13 protein-coding genes are annotated in these 16,103 nt (G+C 41.0%); 4 read left to right on the forward strand and 9 right to left on the reverse strand.

The window, feature by feature from the left end; translation table 11 throughout:
* The first annotated feature begins 67 nt into the window (after positions 1-67).
* The 3 genes from Q4533_RS02165 to Q4533_RS02175 all read left to right on the forward strand — a co-directional run bounded on the left by Q4533_RS02165 (position 68) and on the right by Q4533_RS02175 (position 3,728).
* Complete coding sequence (locus tag Q4533_RS02165; RefSeq protein WP_303501661.1) at positions 68-1,939, forward strand: SurA N-terminal domain-containing protein; 1,872 nt, start codon at positions 68-70, stop codon at positions 1,937-1,939.
* 78 nt (positions 1,940-2,017) lie between these two features.
* Positions 2,018-2,611 (forward strand): HAD-IB family hydrolase, encoded by a 594-nt coding sequence (locus tag Q4533_RS02170; protein WP_102440519.1) that lies wholly within the window; start codon positions 2,018-2,020, stop codon positions 2,609-2,611.
* A gap of 166 nt (positions 2,612-2,777) precedes the next feature.
* Positions 2,778-3,728 (forward strand): GyrI-like domain-containing protein, encoded by a 951-nt coding sequence (locus tag Q4533_RS02175; RefSeq protein ID WP_303501664.1) that lies wholly within the window; start codon positions 2,778-2,780, stop codon positions 3,726-3,728.
* 43 nt (positions 3,729-3,771) lie between these two features.
* Here the strand turns inward: Q4533_RS02175 and Q4533_RS02180 are convergent, their stop codons facing one another.
* From Q4533_RS02180 to Q4533_RS02190, 3 genes are all read right to left on the reverse strand, one after another.
* Positions 3,772-5,004 (reverse strand): DUF819 domain-containing protein, encoded by a 1,233-nt coding sequence (locus tag Q4533_RS02180; RefSeq protein ID WP_102440521.1) that lies wholly within the window; start codon positions 5,002-5,004, stop codon positions 3,772-3,774.
* A gap of 36 nt (positions 5,005-5,040) precedes the next feature.
* Complete coding sequence (locus Q4533_RS02185) at positions 5,041-5,916, reverse strand: LysR family transcriptional regulator (protein ID WP_102440522.1); 876 nt, start codon at positions 5,914-5,916, stop codon at positions 5,041-5,043.
* Between the two features lie 197 nt (positions 5,917-6,113).
* On the reverse strand, positions 6,114-7,148 hold the full coding sequence (locus Q4533_RS02190) for a porin (protein ID WP_102476352.1): 1,035 nt from the start codon (positions 7,146-7,148) through the stop codon (positions 6,114-6,116).
* Positions 7,149-7,484: 336 nt separating this feature from the next.
* Between Q4533_RS02190 and Q4533_RS02195 the strand changes: the two genes are divergently transcribed.
* Complete coding sequence (locus Q4533_RS02195; protein ID WP_303501667.1) at positions 7,485-9,260, forward strand: flavocytochrome c; 1,776 nt, start codon at positions 7,485-7,487, stop codon at positions 9,258-9,260.
* A 164-nt stretch (positions 9,261-9,424) separates the two neighbouring features.
* Here Q4533_RS02195 and fabV read toward each other — a convergent pair whose 3' ends face one another.
* The 6 genes from fabV to Q4533_RS02225 all read right to left on the reverse strand — a co-directional run bounded on the left by fabV (position 9,425) and on the right by Q4533_RS02225 (position 16,046).
* On the reverse strand, positions 9,425-10,627 hold the full coding sequence (gene fabV / locus Q4533_RS02200; protein ID WP_303501670.1) for an enoyl-ACP reductase FabV: 1,203 nt from the start codon (positions 10,625-10,627) through the stop codon (positions 9,425-9,427).
* A gap of 105 nt (positions 10,628-10,732) precedes the next feature.
* Positions 10,733-11,518 (reverse strand): ATP-binding cassette domain-containing protein, encoded by a 786-nt coding sequence (locus Q4533_RS02205; RefSeq protein WP_076536964.1) that lies wholly within the window; start codon positions 11,516-11,518, stop codon positions 10,733-10,735.
* Complete coding sequence (locus Q4533_RS02210; RefSeq protein ID WP_102440527.1) at positions 11,499-12,506, reverse strand: oligopeptide/dipeptide ABC transporter ATP-binding protein; 1,008 nt, start codon at positions 12,504-12,506, stop codon at positions 11,499-11,501. The genes Q4533_RS02205 and Q4533_RS02210 overlap by 20 nt, the downstream gene beginning before the upstream one ends.
* A gap of 3 nt (positions 12,507-12,509) precedes the next feature.
* A complete protein-coding gene (locus tag Q4533_RS02215; protein WP_102440528.1) occupies positions 12,510-13,400 on the reverse strand; it encodes an ABC transporter permease subunit in 891 nt (296 codons plus the stop codon).
* Positions 13,387-14,418, reverse strand: a complete 1,032-nt coding sequence (locus Q4533_RS02220; RefSeq protein ID WP_102476349.1) for an ABC transporter permease subunit — start codon at positions 14,416-14,418, stop codon at positions 13,387-13,389. Before Q4533_RS02220 ends, Q4533_RS02215 begins: the two co-directional genes overlap by 14 nt.
* Complete coding sequence (locus tag Q4533_RS02225; RefSeq protein WP_303501672.1) at positions 14,418-16,046, reverse strand: ABC transporter substrate-binding protein; 1,629 nt, start codon at positions 16,044-16,046, stop codon at positions 14,418-14,420. The genes Q4533_RS02220 and Q4533_RS02225 overlap by 1 nt, the downstream gene beginning before the upstream one ends.
* Positions 16,047-16,103: the final 57 nt, after the last annotated feature.

The following is a 16,103-nucleotide window of genomic DNA, read 5'->3' on the forward strand; positions in this document are numbered from 1 at the left end:
ACAAGAAGGCGCATCCGCAAAAGGTGCGCCTTTTTATTTTATTATGTCGCAACAAGCGAGAATTCAGATGTTAGAAAAAATTCGCGAAGGTTCACAGGGCGTTATAGCTAAAAGTATTTTAGTACTGGTGATCCTTTCGTTCGCATTTGCTGGTGTCAGTAGTTACCTAGGAACCTCGACAGATGTTCCAGCCGCAGTAGTTAATGGTGACGAAATCACAGCCAATGAATTAGAACAAGCATTCCAAAATGAACGTGGCCGTTTAGAACAACAACTAGGCGAAATGTTTGATGCCTTAGCTGCTGATGATAACTATATGAATGGTATCAAGCAGAATGTATTAGATCGTTTGATTTCAGATAAGCTAATTAGCCAAGCGGCTGAAGATTTGGGACTACGTGTTTCAGATGAGCAAATTAAACAAGCGATTCTGAATGAGCAAGCATTCCAAACCGATGGTGTATTTGATAATGACCGCTACTTAGCTGTACTACGTCAATTAGGTTATCAAACCACTAGCTTTAGAAATATGATGCGTGTTGATATGACTCGTCGTCAACTTTTAACCGCGCTAGTGGGAAGTGAGTTTGTTCTTGATGGTGAAGCAAAGCAATTAGCTGAAGTTCAAGGTCAAACCCGTGATATTCGTTATTTAGTTGTGGACTCTACACCTTTCTTAGCTTCTTCAACAGTTTCTGCTGAAGAGATTAAAGCCTATTACGAAAGTAACTTAATTCAGTTCATGAGCCAAGAAAAAGTTAGCTTAGAATATGTCGAGTTGGACGTTGCAGATCTGGCTAAAGGTATCGAAACGTCAGTTGATGATGCGCGTGCTTTTTATGAAGACAACCAACAACAATATCAAACGCCAGAAAAACGTTTAGCTGCACATATTTTATTTGCATCTGGCGATGATAGCGCCGATGAAGCCAAGGCCGAAGCTGCTTTAGCTAAATTACAAGCTGGTGAAGACTTTGCTGCCGTTGCTAAATCAGATTCAGATGACCAATTTAGCGCAGAGCAGGGCGGTCAACTCGATTGGTTCGAACAAGGTGTAATGGATCCTGCATTTGACTCAGCTTTATTTGCACTTTCAACTGGTGAGTACTCACAAATTGTGAAGAGTGAATTTGGTTATCACATTATCAAGTTACTCGATGTGGAATCTGGTGCTGCAGCGCCGTTTGATGACGTGCAAGATAAAATCATCGCTGATCTTCAAAACAAAAAAGCGGTTGATGAATTTTATAGCTTACAAAGTGTTTTAGCCGATACCAGCTACGAAATACCTGACACTTTAGATGAAACAGCTAAAGCATTAGGCGTTGAGGTTCAATCAACAGCGTTATTTTCTCGTGATAATGCGCCTGTTAATTTAAATACTCCAGCTTTAATCAAAGCTGCATTTTCTGATGACGTTATTGGTAGCGGCATGAACAGTGAAGTGATTGAGTTAGCACCTAACCATGTGGTTGTGATTCGTTTACTGCAACATAAAGATGCTGGTACATTGCCATTAACTGAAGTATCTAGCAGCATTGAAGCACGTTTATTGCAAGATAAAGCGAACTTTGCCGCAAGTGAAAAAGCCAATGAATATTTAGCGCAATTAAAAGCAGGCACTGAAATCACTGAAGTTGCAGTAGCAACGAAAGAGAAGCTAGCACGATTTAATCAAGATATTGATCAAGCTATCTCGACTAAGGCATTTAAAATGGCAGCTCCAGATGCTGGTGCAAGCTCATTTGATACCGCTGCATTAGCTAATGGCTATGCGGTTATTGCTTTGGATAAAGTTAATGATGCAGAAGGTATTGATGCAAATATTGTTGAAAGTATTAAGCAACGTTTAGTACCTCAATACAGCGAAGCTGATTACCGTTCAGTTGTCGCAGCTTTAAAAGCAAAAGCAATAGTTGAATACCCAGTAGCTGAATAAGCTGATTGGAATTCACAAAAGCCAAGGTTCGCCTTGGCTTTTTTATGTCAAAATTTTGAGGTTCTTATAAGGATATTTATGAACTTAGCATTGTTTGATTTTGATGGAACTATTACAAGTAAAGATACTTACACGCCATTTATTTACTCAAGTGTACCTAAGTGGCGTTTAATCGTTTGTTATCCGATATTAATCCCTGTGATAGCCGCTTATAAATGGCAGCTCATTGGTGGGTCAAGAACGCGTAGCATCATTTCTAAGTTTGCTTTTTGGCAACAAGATGAGCAACACATTAAGGCCATCGGCGAAGATTATGCTACAAGTTTTGATCTACAAATCAAACCTCAAGCGCTAGCGCGTCTGCAATGGCATCAGATGCAAGGTGACACCATTGTTGTGGTTTCGGCATCACTTAATGTTTATTTAGCGCCATGGTGTCGCCAGCATGGATTTAAACTGATATGTGCAGAGCTAGAAAGTAAAAAGGGTAAACTGACCGGACGGTATATTAATGGTGACTGTAGCGGCGCTGCAAAATCAAATCGAGTTTTAGCTCAGTTTGACCTACAAGATTTTGATAAAGTGTATGCCTATGGTGATACAGAAGAAGATAAACCCATGCTAGAACTTGCTGATGTCAGTTATTACCGATGGCAAAAACTGACAGGCTAACGCCGTTATATAGTAAAAAACTAAGGTATGGCTTTACTGTTTACTAGTAAATCTAGCGGTTTATAAGCCAAACAACTTGTTGCAGTCATGGGACTAAAAATCGGACTTGTAAGTTGTGTTTATATGAAAGATAAGTCAGTTTTAAACTAAGAGGTCTAGTCAAAAATTGAAAGATTTACATGCTCAATTTGAAGTGCTGTTAAGCTATATCGATAATAATCTATCTGTAATCTCTGCCTATGATGACAATCTCAACAGCCGCTTAGCGGCGGTGGCAGGGGTTGCTGAAGTGCATTTTGGTGCGTTATTTTACAGTCTGTTTCATACCAAAGTGCAGGATTATATTCGTTTGCTCAAAAACCTTGAAGCGGCGCAGTTACTGGGTTTTGATAAAACTATTAGCTTAGATACTGTCGCGTTAAAAATGGGCTATCCGTCAACAGCGGCATTTATTACCGCGTTTACCGACAGCATTGGTCAAAGTCCGCAAAGCTTTCAAGCCTCACCTGATTGGGGTAACTTTTTTGCCAAGCAGCAACCACTGAGTACCCTAGCCGAAGGGCATGAGCAGTTTTCTGCTGCTGAGGTTAATATTCAGGTATCGGATTTAACGACCATAGAGTTAGTGGTTATAGAGCATCGTGGACCCGCTTGTTATTTATCTCAATCGATAAATGCCTTAAGCGCATTTAGGCAAAAATATCACTTATCGCCAAGTACTAGTCGCACCTTTAATTTCGTTTATGATATGCCTTATCCGCAAATTAATGCCTTATCTGATGAGCAATCCATGTTATCGCTGGATATTGGTGTGAGTGTTAATCAAGCGCAGCTTACTGAATTAGCACCCGTTATCGCTGAGTCTGGTTATTTTTCGAATAAGTCTGTGGCTAAGGGGCGTTATGCTCAGTTTTATCATTTGGGTTCTGAAAAAGAGCTCAATAGCAAAATAAAATATCTTTATAGTCATTGGCTTGCTGCCAGTGATTGGACTTTAACGACCCAGCCGCTGATAATTGAACGCTTGGATGTGATTAAGAGTGAGGCTGTTGAAGCTGCTATTGCCGATGACAACCAAGAGCTTGTAGAGGTTAGAGTCTATTTAAAATTACAGTAACAGGTATCCGTATATGTTCACTGTAAGAAATTAACTCATCGTTTTATTGCGATACGAGCCGCATCATCTCGGCGCATAGCCAAGCCATGTAAGTTGCCCAAGCATAACCAAATACTGAGAACATGATCGCGATAGGTACCAGTGAGCGGTGAAATGCAATTGCCACCACAGGGGATGATGCCGCGCCGCCAATACAGCATTGACTTGCTAATGCCATATAAGCCACAGGTGCTTTCATCACTAGCCCAGCAATAATCACGAACAGGCTATGAATTGCTAACCATACAAAGCCGATGGCAAAGTAGATTGGAAAGTCATCAATCATGGTCAAGTCCATTCTAAGGCCCATACTAGCAATCAAAATATACAGCATGACAGTGGAGACCTTTGATGCACCTAATTGCTCAAGTTCACGCACTTTGGTATTTGAAAGTGCAATACTGATAGTGGTCACTATGATGACAATCCAAAAGAAATTTGAAGTCAGACTAAACTTTTCTGTTGCAGGGTAGTGGGCGGCAAAATATGGCGCCAGAATATCAGCCCCCATATGTGCTAATCCCGTCACGCCAAATGCCACACTGAATATTAATATGTAATCAGTTATGGTGATATTCTTGACCGTGTGAGCTTGCTGATATTCGCTTGTAGCGATTAACCGCTGATAATTGCTTGAGTCGGCACCCGTTTTTTTATCTATCGCAGCAGCATTATTGGCGCAGATTAATAAAAATGACATCCAAATCGCTGAGTAGACTACATTGACCGAAATCATAATCGCAAATAAGTTTTCTTTTACCTGATAGATTTCTTTCATGGCAAGTTGATTCGCTGTGCCACCAACCCAATTCCCTGCTAAGGTCGCCATTCCGCGCCAGGCAGCATCTTCACCTAGCCAATTAATAGATTCAGGCGCTATTTTCGCAAAAAGTATCAGAGTTAACGGGCCGCCAATAATAATGCCTAAGCTGGCAATTAAAAACAGCATGACAATTTTAGGGCCCAATAATAGAATGGATTTTATGTCTACACTGATAATTAGTAATGTTAAACAAGCGGGCATTAAATACTTTGAGGATATGTGGGGTAATTGACTTTGGGAAGCATCGACAATGTTTAAGGTATTTAAAAATGATGGCAACACATAAATCATGACCATAATGGGCACAAAACGGTAAAGTTGTTTCCAAAAGCTTTGTTTTAGCTTGCTAGTATAAAATACCAAACCAATAATCGCGGCCAACAAGCCAAAAATGACCGGATCTGCAGTAATCATAATTTATATTGGCAACCTTATTAGTTTATCGCTTTGTTATTGATTGCAGAATTGGATGAACTCTTCAAGTAACGGACTTAATGCTTCTTCATTACGCCAAATAGACCAGTAGTTTCGCTCGAAATCCCACTCTGGTAAATCTATTTCAATAAGTTGACCGCTGGCTATTTCTTCTTTTACAGCAAGGTAGGGCAGTACACTAACGCCAATGCCAGTACCAATAGCACGTTTTATCGCGCCCATAGTATTCATTGATAATTCTTGATGAATATTGATACTGGCACTTTTTAATAGCTGGGTATTACGTAGCCTCGACACCGAAATGGTTTCATCCATAACCCATAATTGTTGCGACAGCAATTCAGGGGTAATGGTTTCGCTTGCTATTGGATTGTTACTGCCGATGACGATACACAATCTATCTTTAAGCCACTGCTGATACTGTAAATTATTTAACCCAGGCTTGGCATCGACAAAACCTAAATCCAGTTCTTTTTCAGACACCATTTTCTCGATGGCTAAACTGTTGTTAATCACTAGTTTAATATCAACACAGGGGTGTTGTTGTTTAAATAATGGGATGATTCTTGAAAGAATATAGTTACCCGCAGTTTTACTACTGCCAACTTTGATGGTGCCACCGATGGCTGTTCGCTCAGTAAACATCTGCTCTAATTGATTACTTTTAGAAAGCATCTCATTGGCGTAAGGCAAAATAACTTCACCATTATCATTAATGGTTAAGCCGTTACTGCTTCTCTCAAACAGACGGGTGCCTAATGAACCTTCTAAATCCTTTAACGCCATACTGACAGCGGGGACTGACATATGTAATGTTTTGGCTGCTTTAGAGATCTGACCATTAATATGGATGGCTTTAAATATTGACAGTTGCTTGAGTGTGATTTTCATGGGCAAATTATTCTATGAATTCATCAATAGTATAACGAGTTGACAATATTACTCTGTAAATGCTAACGAGTTCAAGTTATTTGAAAAAGTCTTACCTTGTTAGCATAAACCCATCATTTATGATGGGTTTATCATATTTTATCAGCGAGACCTACATCGATATAAGTGCAGATATTAACGCGAAATAAAAATTGGACTTAGAAATCGTAGCGCACGCCTAGGGTAAATACATTATCATCTTCTAATTCAATCGTCGGGCCTGTGTTAGCAACCCGATATTCACCTTCATAGGTGGCGTAGTGACCAAACACCATCGTTGATTTTGATAGACGGTAATCGGCACCGACTGTGAATGAGCTAATATCGACATCGGTCGCTTCCTTGTATTGTGCTGAAGAGACGTCATTATTTTTAAAATACTTACCAAAACCGGCCTTGTCCTTGCCGTATTCAGCTTTAAAGTTGATGCCACTCCAGTTATATATTGCGCTAATAAAGTAAGAATTACCTTCTTTATCACTGTAAGTTTGGCTTTGGGTATTTTGTAATAAACCGCCTAGTTTAAGACTACCTATTTTGATTTGACCAACCCCGCGGTATGCGTCGACACCACCAATGGTGTTATATGCTGCTGCAACATAATAACGTTGTTTTTTGAGCTTTTTATCACCAGCGGTGACGCTTAATGCGTACTGACTTTCGCCAGAGTCATAATTGTTATCCACTAAATAGGTCGCATTTACACTGACTAAATCGGCAATTTGAGGAGAATAGTATGTGATTCCATCGGCTTTCCTGTCTTGCCCAGCAATCATTCTATTGTAGGCGGCATTGGTTAATGCAAATGCTTCAGCAGTACCTTTTGAGGTTTTCATTACCGTATCATTACGACCGACAATGACGGTACCAAAGTCACTTTTTAGCCCTAAGTAGGTGTTTCTTGGTTTAAATAAATCATCATCAGCTTCGTTGGTGGCAGCGTTAACCTGTACTTCAACATTGTAAATGATTTCAATATTTTCAGATATTTTCTCACTGCCTTTTACCCCTAAGCGAGAAAAGTTATTTTCCAGCACAGTACCCGATTTTTGATTTTGTGTTGTTAAACCGTTATCAGACTCTGTTAGTGCCATTTCTAAGCGGCCATAGAACTGCGGTGACTCAGCGAATGCGGCAAAAGAGCTCGCTGATAGGATTGATACAACAGTGAGTGAAACTAGTGATTTTTTCATCTTCTTAATCATCTCTATTTTAAAGTAATATTATCAATTGGTTATATTGCTTTAGCTAATGAATAGATTCATTAATAAACCTCAATATCATCAATTTTGAGGAGGTTGCAGCGTATGTAAACCTGATATACATAATAGGATTGAATCATGGAGATAAATTCTAACTGGGTCACAAATGTTGTGGCTTTGTAGCGATTTAAGTTAATTTTAATTTGGTTTCATTAAAACTTAACCAAGTGCCAATGTTGACCAATGTCTAAGTTTTACTATCTCTTTATGAGTATTCTATCGTCCAACAAAGCAAGTTGTGAAAATGATAATTAGAGGTATGAACCAATGAAACTTAAATATTTAGCTTCGGCAGTGGCAGTGATGATGCTTACTTCTGGCAGCGTAATGGCAAAAAATGACTTAGCGTCTTTCCATACTGAAATGGGTGACTGTCAAAGCTGTCACGTTGCAGAAAAAATGAAAGACATCAAGAAAAGCATGACTGATAGCCAAACTCATGAGAACGCCCAGTGTCAGGACTGTCATGGTGGTTATGCTGATTTAGTTAACGATGAACTTGCGTTTGACCCTCATGCATCTCATTTAGGAGATATCAACTGTACTTCTTGTCATACCGCCCATGCTAAACCTGAGTTGACTTGTAATAACTGTCATAACTTTGAAATGGAAATGCCATTTGCTGATTCAAAAGCGAAGAAGAAGTGGGATGGTGATTGGAATCAAGATAAAATCCAACAAGCGATTGATAAAGGCCCTGTAGAAACCGTTGATGTGATTGTTGTTGGTGGCGGTAGTGCTGGTTTCAACGCGGCGATTTCTGCAAAAATGGCTGGTGCTAACGTCGTTTTATTTGAAAAAGCACCTTACACTGGCGGTAACTCAATGCTGGCTGCAGGCGGTATGAACGCTGTCGGCACACCACAACAAAAAGCCAAAGGCATTGAAGACACTGTTGATTGGTATGCTGAAGATGCCATGAAAGGCGGTCGTTATCAAAATGACCCTAAACTTGTGCAAACTATGGCCGAAGAGTCTGCTGGCGCTGTAGCATGGCTTGAGTCTTTAGGTGCTGATATGTCAGAGCTTAAACGTTCAGGTGGCGCCAGAGCAGAGCGTACTCACGCCCCATCAGGTGGACGCTCTGTAGGTCCACACTTAATTGATACCTTGCGTAAAGCGGCAGTAGAACGTGATATTCCAGTTCGCGTTAACTCAAGAGTTGAAAAAATCGTCTTAAATGATGACCAATCAGTTGCTGGTGTGGTGGTTCATGGCCGTCATTCAGGCTACAACATGGTCGCTGCAGATTCTATTGTTTTAGCCACAGGTGGTTATGGTATGAATAAGCAAATGGTTGCTTACTACCGCCCAACAATGAAAGACATGACCAGCTCTAACAACGTCACTGCAACGGGTGATGGTGTGCTACTGGCTAAAGAAATTGGCGCTTCAATGACAGATATTGATTGGGTTCAAGCGCATCCTACAGTGGGTAAAGATAGCCGTATTTTGATTTCTGAAACCGTTCGTGGTGTTGGTGCAATTATGGTTAATACTGATGGTAACCGTTTCATTAATGAACTAACGACTCGTGACCGTGCATCAGATGCAATCTTAAAGCAAAAAGATCAATATGCTTGGTTAGTGTTTGATGCCCAATTGGTTGAGAAAAAGAAAATGGTACGTGGTTACGAACATTTAGGTATGTTAAGTAAAGCCAACACCATTGAAGAACTGGCAAAAATCACCGGAATGGCTGATTTACCGAAAACTGCAGCGGATTACAACAAGTATAAAGCAGCAGGTAAAGATGATGCATTCGGCCGCGCCAATATGCCATTAAGCTTAAGCACGCCGCCATACTACGCTGTAAAAGTAGCACCTGGTATTCACCATACTATGGGCGGGATCGCAATTGATACCGATACGAATATCTTGAACCTACAAAGCTGGAAAATGCCTGGTTTGTTTGCGGCTGGTGAGGTCACTGGTGGTGTTCATGGTTATAACCGTCTAGGCGGTAACGCAATCGCTGATACGGTAGTATTTGGTCGTAAAGCTGGTGAAAACGCCGCTAAGCATGCGCTAAAAACTAAATAACTCTTAGTTAAATTTCATCATTCCCTTATAAAGGCCAAGTCTCATCAACTTGGCCTTTTTTTATTAATAAAGCCGCATTAATAAAATAAAGAGTCACTGTGCAGTTAACCAGATATAAAAAAGCCAAGTTATAATAACTTGGCTTTTCTTATTACCTTAGGGGATTAAAGGCTGATAACATCAAAAGTCACGTTTGGATTAACGTCAGCTTCATAGTCGATGCCAGCAATACCAAAACCAAACAGTTTTAAAAACTCTTCTTTGTATTCATTGTAATCAGTCAGTTCAGCAAGGTTTTCAGTGGTGACATCCGGCCATAAGTCACGGCAATGTTTTTGAATTTCTTCGCGTAACTCCCAATCATCTAAACGAAGACGATTTTCATCATCTGTTGGTGCCGCTTGACCATCAGCGCGATATAAACGCTCGCTGAACATACGGTAAATTTGGTCCATACAGCCTTCATGAACGCCTTCTTCACGCATTTTCTTAAATACCATCGCGATGTATAAAGGCATTACCGGGATAGCAGAGCTTGCTTGAGTGACAACACTCTTAAGCACAGCCACATTGGCAGAACCGCCTGTTTTGGCTAACTTTTCATTAAGGCTATGAGCCGCACGGTCTAAATCCATTTTGGCTTTACCTAATGCGCCATGCCAGTAGATAGGCCAAGTGATCTCGGTGCCAATATAGCTGTAGGCCACGGTTTTACAATTATCCGCTAATATACCCGCATCACTTAAGGCGCTCATCCATAATTCCCAATCTTGACCGCCCATCACTGTCACGGTATCAGCAATTTCTTGCTCTGTTGCTGGCTCTACCGAGGTTTCGATGATGGTGTTTTTGTTGGTGTCTACCGCAGTTGCGGTATAAGTTTCACCGATAGGCTTAAGACTTGAGCGGATCACTTCACCGGTATCAGGCAATTTACGCACTGGAGAAGCTAAAGAGTAAACCACCATATCAATTTGACCTAAGTCTTGTTTGATAAGCTCAATGACTTTTTGTTTAGCTTCATGGCTAAATGCATCACAGTTAATGCTTTTTGAATATAAACCTTCAGCTTTAGCGAATTTATCAAAGTAGGCAGAGTTGTACCAACCGGCCGTACCTGGTTTGGTTTCTGTGCTTGGTTTTTCAAAGAAAACACCAATGGTGGCCGCATCACTACCGAACGCTGATGCAATACGAGAAGATAAGCCGTAGCCACTTGAAGAGCCAACCACTAAGACTTTTTTAGGGCCATTGGCAATTTTGCCTTTTGCTTTGGTTAATTCGATTTGTTCTTTGACGTTAGCTTCACAACCGATAGGATGAGTGGTTGTACAAATAAAGCCACGTGTTTTAGGTTTAATAATCATAATTTGGTTTCTTCCTTTAACAATCGCACTAGGATAAATAGTTAGGCGACGAATTGGCACTAGTTTTTATGTTTTTTGGCTAAATTACTCAGTGGTTGGAGCAGTTTAGCGTTTGGCTGTGAGTTGTGTTTGCTGCGATATTAAGCGGCGAGAGTACTCTTGTTGTGGGTGATTGAATAATTCTTCTGTGCTCGCTAGTTCAACTACGCTGCCATTTTTGAGCACCAGTACCTTGTCACTAAAATGACGTACAATGTTCAAATTGTGGGTCACAAAAATATACGATAGCCCCATTTCTTTTTGTAATTTTATCAGCAGATTAAGTATTTGAGAACGCACTGATAAATCTAATGAGGCAAGTGCTTCATCAGCGATAATGATTTTAGGGTTTAACATTAAAGCTCTAGCAACGGCTACACGTTGTTTTTGACCTTCAGAGACCATATGAGGATAGAAATTGGCATGTTCAGGTAGTAAGCCCACTTTTCTGAGTCTATCTGCCACCCGCACTTTTCGTTCCGCTGAATTCAATGTGGTGTTAAATCGTAATGGTTCTTCTAGTAGGCTACCAATGGTTAACCTCGGGTTTAATGAGGTGTTAGGGTCTTGAAAAATCATTCTAATTAAGCGGCTGCGCTGTTTGAGATTTCGCGCCTCCAATGCTTCCCCTTCAAACAATATTTCTCCACCGCTGCGAGGCTCTGCGCCAACCAGTATTCGCGCTAAGGTACTTTTACCTGAGCTTACTTCACCGACAATAGCCAAGGTTTGTCCACGCTCAAGTTCAAATGATAGTGGTGACAGGGCTTGATTATATTGCGCTTTGAACCTTTTATAACCCGTAAAATAGCGTTTGCTTAGCTGGTTTACTTTAAGTAATGGAGTTGTCATCTTCTATCTCACTGTTATACGGGAAATGGCAGGCAAAATAGCGATCTTTTTCGTGGGCCAAACTGGGTTGGATAACACATGCTCTTTGGGCGTCAGGGCAGCGAGGACCCAGCCTGCACCCTGCAGGCAAATGCTGCAATGACGGCGAGGAACCTTGCAATGTTGGTAAATAGGCTTTGTGGCGTATTTGGCCTGCAAAGTCTGGCAGATTTTTGAATAATGCTTTGGTATAGGGGTGATAGGGTTGTTTGATTAATTCGTTAACGGGCCCCGACTCCATGATTTGTCCGCTGTATAAAATACTGATGCGATCGCACCATTTTGCTAAAGTTTCTAGTTCATGGCTGACTAGCAGTATAGAGACATTTTGAAGTTGGTTTAATTGAGCTAACAAACGAAATATTTGCGCTTGAGTACTTAATTCCATCGCATTCGTTGGTTCGTCGGCGATTAATAACTTAGGGTGGTTAGCTACTGCCATAGCAATCATTACCTTTTGGCAGGCACCTTCAGAAAGTTCCCAAGGGTAGCGCTTCATAATGGCTTTGGGCTTTTTAATTCCAACTTTATGAAGCCATTTTTGCGCGGTTAAATGAGTGTCTTTTGCTCTGCGCCAAAAAGGCACGGCTTTGTTTGGCGTGAGCGATTCAATTAACTGACTGCCGATAGTTTTTACCGGATCTAAACTGCCAGAAGGGTCTTGGAAAATCATGGTCATATCACTGCCCATTAAGCTGCGACGTTGCTTTTTAGTCATTTCCAATAAATTTTTGCCATCCCACATCATGCGATCGGCAATGATGCGCCAGTTTGGGCCTAAAACGCCTAGTACCGCTTTGGCTAATAAGCTACGCCCAGAACCTGATTCACCAACTAAGCCATGAATTTCACCCGGATTAATGGTTAAACTGACTTTCTCAAGTACCTTCACTGTGCCTTGTGGGGTATCGAGTTCGATAGTGAGATTTCTGACATCAAGTAATGGCATGGGCTAGTTTCTTATCGGCGCGAGCGCCGAGCGTAATCCGTCACCCACCAAATTAATGGATAACACAGTAAATAGGATCGCCAAACCTGGAATGGTAATCGACCAAGGCGCAATTAATTGGCTGTTTAACCCTTGAAAAATCATCGCTCCCCACTCTGAGCTAGGGGCTTGTGCTCCAAGATTGAGAAAGCCTAAGGCGGCAATGTCTAATATCGCCACCGATATGGCAATGGTCGTTTGAATAATAACCACTTCCCAGACGTTTGGCATGATGACATACCAAAAGATTTGTATTTGACTCGCGCCATCAAGTTTAGCGGCAATAACGTATTCTTTTTGTAGCTCTTCATGTACTGCTTGGTGAATTGCCCGCACAAATTGCGGCGTTAAGGCTAAGCCTACTGCCCAAAATACATTTATTAACCCCGGACCGGTCACTGCGACAACCAAAATGGCGAGCAATAATGACGGAATTGATAATAAGGCATCGAGCAAATGACCTAAAATACTTGATTTTAACCCACGCATCATTCCTGAAAGGGAGCCAATAATAAAGCCGACGATTAAGGCGCAAAGCACCACAATTAATGACATGCCGAACGTTAATCTAACCCCATGCAATAAGCGGCTGAATAAGTCTCGGCCTAAATCATCGGTACCTAAAAAATGCGAAACATGTCCAAGGGCGTCCCATGATGGCGGTAATAATATGGCATCAGGATTTTGCATTTCTGGTGGGTAAGGAGCGAGTAGCGGCCCCAATACAACCAGTAGTAATAAAAATATTACCGCCCAAAGGCCTGCGACAGCAAATGGGTTACTAGCAAATGCTTTCCACAATTGCATCATAGGTGAAGCTATGTGTTCATCCTGATATATTTTAATTGCTGGCATACAGTTCTTTCCTATTAATAGGGTTAATAGTGGTATGCACTAAATCAATCATAATGCTTAAAAAGATAATCAGCAAAGAGACTGAAAGGATCCCTGCTTGAATCACGGTGTAATCTCGCTGATATATTCCTGCAATAAGCCATGATCCCACCCCTGGCCATGCAAAAATTACCTCGACAATAATGCCGTAACTGGCAAACGAGCCAAGCATTAAGCCAAAGGCTTTAAGAACTGGGATAAGCGCGTTAGGTAAGGCGTGTTTCATTAAAATACTATAGGTATTAAGGCCACGGGCTTCAGCAGCGCGAATATAGGTTTGGGTCATAACCGTCATCATTGCTTGACGTGTGATACGTATAACGACAGTAAAAGGTAATACCGCTAAGGTTACCGCAGGTAAAATGATGTGTAATAAGGCATCTTTAAATGCTGAGATCCGATAGGCTTCATGTGATAGCAAAGTATCGATCAGCATAAAACCTGTGACGGGTTCAATTTCATATAATAAATTGATTTGTCCAGAGATCGGCAACCACTCTAGCTTTACCCCAAACCATAATGACAAGGTTAATCCGAGCCAGAATACAGGTATAGAGTAACCGGTTAAGGTTAGGGCTAAAATACTGCGCTGGACTGACTTGCTTTCACTTAATGAGGACAATACGCCAAGTGGCACTCCAAAAAATATTGCTATCGTCCCAGCAAATAATGACAATTCAAAAGAGGCGGGTAACACGTTACTGAGCTCTGTGGCGACACTTTGTTGTGAGTTAACCGAAATCCCTAAATTGCCTGATAATCGCTCGGTTAAATAAGCGATAAATTGACTAAGCTGGTTACTATCAAGCTTAAAGTCTGCAACGGTTTGTGCTTGTTGCTCACTGCTAGGGAACTGTATCCCAGTTAAGGCGTAGCTTTTTTCAACTGGAAACATACCTGTGGCAAAAAACAGTACCGCAATCATAACCAATGAAGTGGCAAAAAATAAATTAATTCGTCTTAGAAAATAACGCCACATTAAGGTTTTTTCTCCGCAGTTTTTAGTTCGATATTAGAGAAAGCCATTCCACCATAGGGGTTAACATCTTTAGTTGATACTGAAATGTTTTTTAGGATCAATTTTTGTCCATGGGCAATATTAACCAAGGGAACTTGCTGATGAATGAGCTGTTCAGCTTGCTGATATAGCGCCTTTCTTGTGGTTTTTATTGGCGTAGCTTTAGCTTGTGCAAGTATTGCGTCCAATTCAGCTGAACACCATTTAGAACGGTTATTATTTGATTCTAGGGCTGAGCAACTGAGTAGTGGGGTAAAGAAATTATCAGGATCGGTATTGTCAGCATTCCAACCAATTAATACTGAATCATAATCTTGGCTAATTAATTTTTGCGTAAACACGCTCCAGTCATAACTGACAATATTCACTTTAACCCCAATGTTGGCTAAGTCGGCCTGAATCAGCTCTGCGGTCTTGAGGGCGTTTGGATTATAAATTCGCACCACTGGCATCGCCCAAATATCAAAGGTTAAGTTATTAACCCCTGATTCTTCTAACAGCCTTTTAGCTTTCTCAGGATCAAAATCATTAGGGTCGGATGAGTCTGAATAAGCCCATGATCCTGGCGGCAGCATTCCGGTCGCTTCTACAGCGGTGTCATGGTAAACCACATTAAGGATATTTTTCTTATCAATGGCATGGGCAAGGGCAAGTCGAACTCGCACATCGTCTAGAGGAGGCTTTTGAGTGTTAAATGCCCAAAAACCGACGTTTAACCCCGGTTTAGTGTTAACTTTTAAGTGTTTATGCTGTTTAATTACTGCAAGTTCATTTGCCTTTGGCAGGGCAGACACATGGCAATCTTTAGTGATGATTTTAGCCAGTCTAGACTCACTTTTAGGTGTGATATCAAAAACTAACAGGTCAATTTTAGCCGCTTTACCCCAATATGCGGTATTGCGTTTATAGCGAATAAAATCATTTTTGACATAATCTGCGAGGTAAAAAGGCCCTGTGCCGATGGCGAAGTAATCGATATTTTCAGGGGTACCTGCCTGCCATTGTTGCTCGCCATATTCGGCAGAAAGAATAACGGAAAAATCAGTGGCCAAATTAGCTAAAAATGATGCATCAGGTTGGGTTAAGTGGAATACCACTTCATAATCGTTTACTTTTTCGACTCGACTCACTAAGTTGGAAAAATCAATACTTTGGAAAAATGGATAGCCAGTTCTGCTCACTGAGTGAAAAGGATGCGCGGGATTAATGATGCGATTAAATGAGAATAGTACATCATCGGCATTAAAATTTCTTGAAGGTTTGAACAAATTATTGTGCTGGAACTGTACGCCTTTACGCAACACAAAGTGATAACGTAAGCCATCATCGGATATGCGCCACTGGGTTGCCAGCGCAGCCATAAAATCAGATGAGTCATTGTTATAGTCAATTAGGCGGTTGTATAACTGATTAGAACTGGCATCAATAGTGGTACCAGAAGTGACCAATTGCGGATTAAAGGTTTCAGGATTGCCCTCAGAGCAATACACAATACCTGATGGGACATTGAGTTCACCACAACCTGTTACTAAAAAACTTAGCAAGCAGAGTAATGCAGCAGGTTTAAAGCGTTTTAATGTCTCACGCATTTTTTCATCATATTATTTAGGTACTGAATAAGTATTTTAGCAGTGTTAATAACTTAG

It is taken from the genome of Shewanella sp. 6_MG-2023, from assembly GCF_030547195.1.
Taxonomy (GTDB): domain Bacteria; phylum Pseudomonadota; class Gammaproteobacteria; order Enterobacterales; family Shewanellaceae; genus Shewanella.

Excerpts from the sequence above, each read along its gene's own strand:
- Q4533_RS02165 (WP_303501661.1), top strand. The coding sequence starts at position 68 with ATGTTAGAAAAAATTCGCGAAGGTTCACAGGGCGTTATAGCTAAAAGT.
- Q4533_RS02170 (WP_102440519.1), top strand. The coding sequence starts at position 2,018 with ATGAACTTAGCATTGTTTGATTTTGATGGAACTATTACAAGTAAAGAT.
- Q4533_RS02180 (WP_102440521.1), bottom strand. The coding sequence starts at position 5,004 with ATGATTACTGCAGATCCGGTCATTTTTGGCTTGTTGGCCGCGATTATT.
- Q4533_RS02185 (WP_102440522.1), bottom strand. The coding sequence starts at position 5,916 with ATGAAAATCACACTCAAGCAACTGTCAATATTTAAAGCCATCCATATT.
- Q4533_RS02190 (WP_102476352.1), bottom strand. The coding sequence starts at position 7,148 with ATGAAAAAATCACTAGTTTCACTCACTGTTGTATCAATCCTATCAGCG.
- Q4533_RS02195 (WP_303501667.1), top strand. The coding sequence starts at position 7,485 with ATGAAACTTAAATATTTAGCTTCGGCAGTGGCAGTGATGATGCTTACT.
- fabV (WP_303501670.1), bottom strand. The coding sequence starts at position 10,627 with ATGATTATTAAACCTAAAACACGTGGCTTTATTTGTACAACCACTCAT.
- Q4533_RS02205 (WP_076536964.1), bottom strand. The coding sequence starts at position 11,518 with ATGACAACTCCATTACTTAAAGTAAACCAGCTAAGCAAACGCTATTTT.
- Q4533_RS02210 (WP_102440527.1), bottom strand. The coding sequence starts at position 12,506 with ATGCCATTACTTGATGTCAGAAATCTCACTATCGAACTCGATACCCCA.
- Q4533_RS02215 (WP_102440528.1), bottom strand. The coding sequence starts at position 13,400 with ATGCCAGCAATTAAAATATATCAGGATGAACACATAGCTTCACCTATG.
- Q4533_RS02220 (WP_102476349.1), bottom strand. The coding sequence starts at position 14,418 with ATGTGGCGTTATTTTCTAAGACGAATTAATTTATTTTTTGCCACTTCA.
- Q4533_RS02225 (WP_303501672.1), bottom strand. The coding sequence starts at position 16,046 with ATGCGTGAGACATTAAAACGCTTTAAACCTGCTGCATTACTCTGCTTG.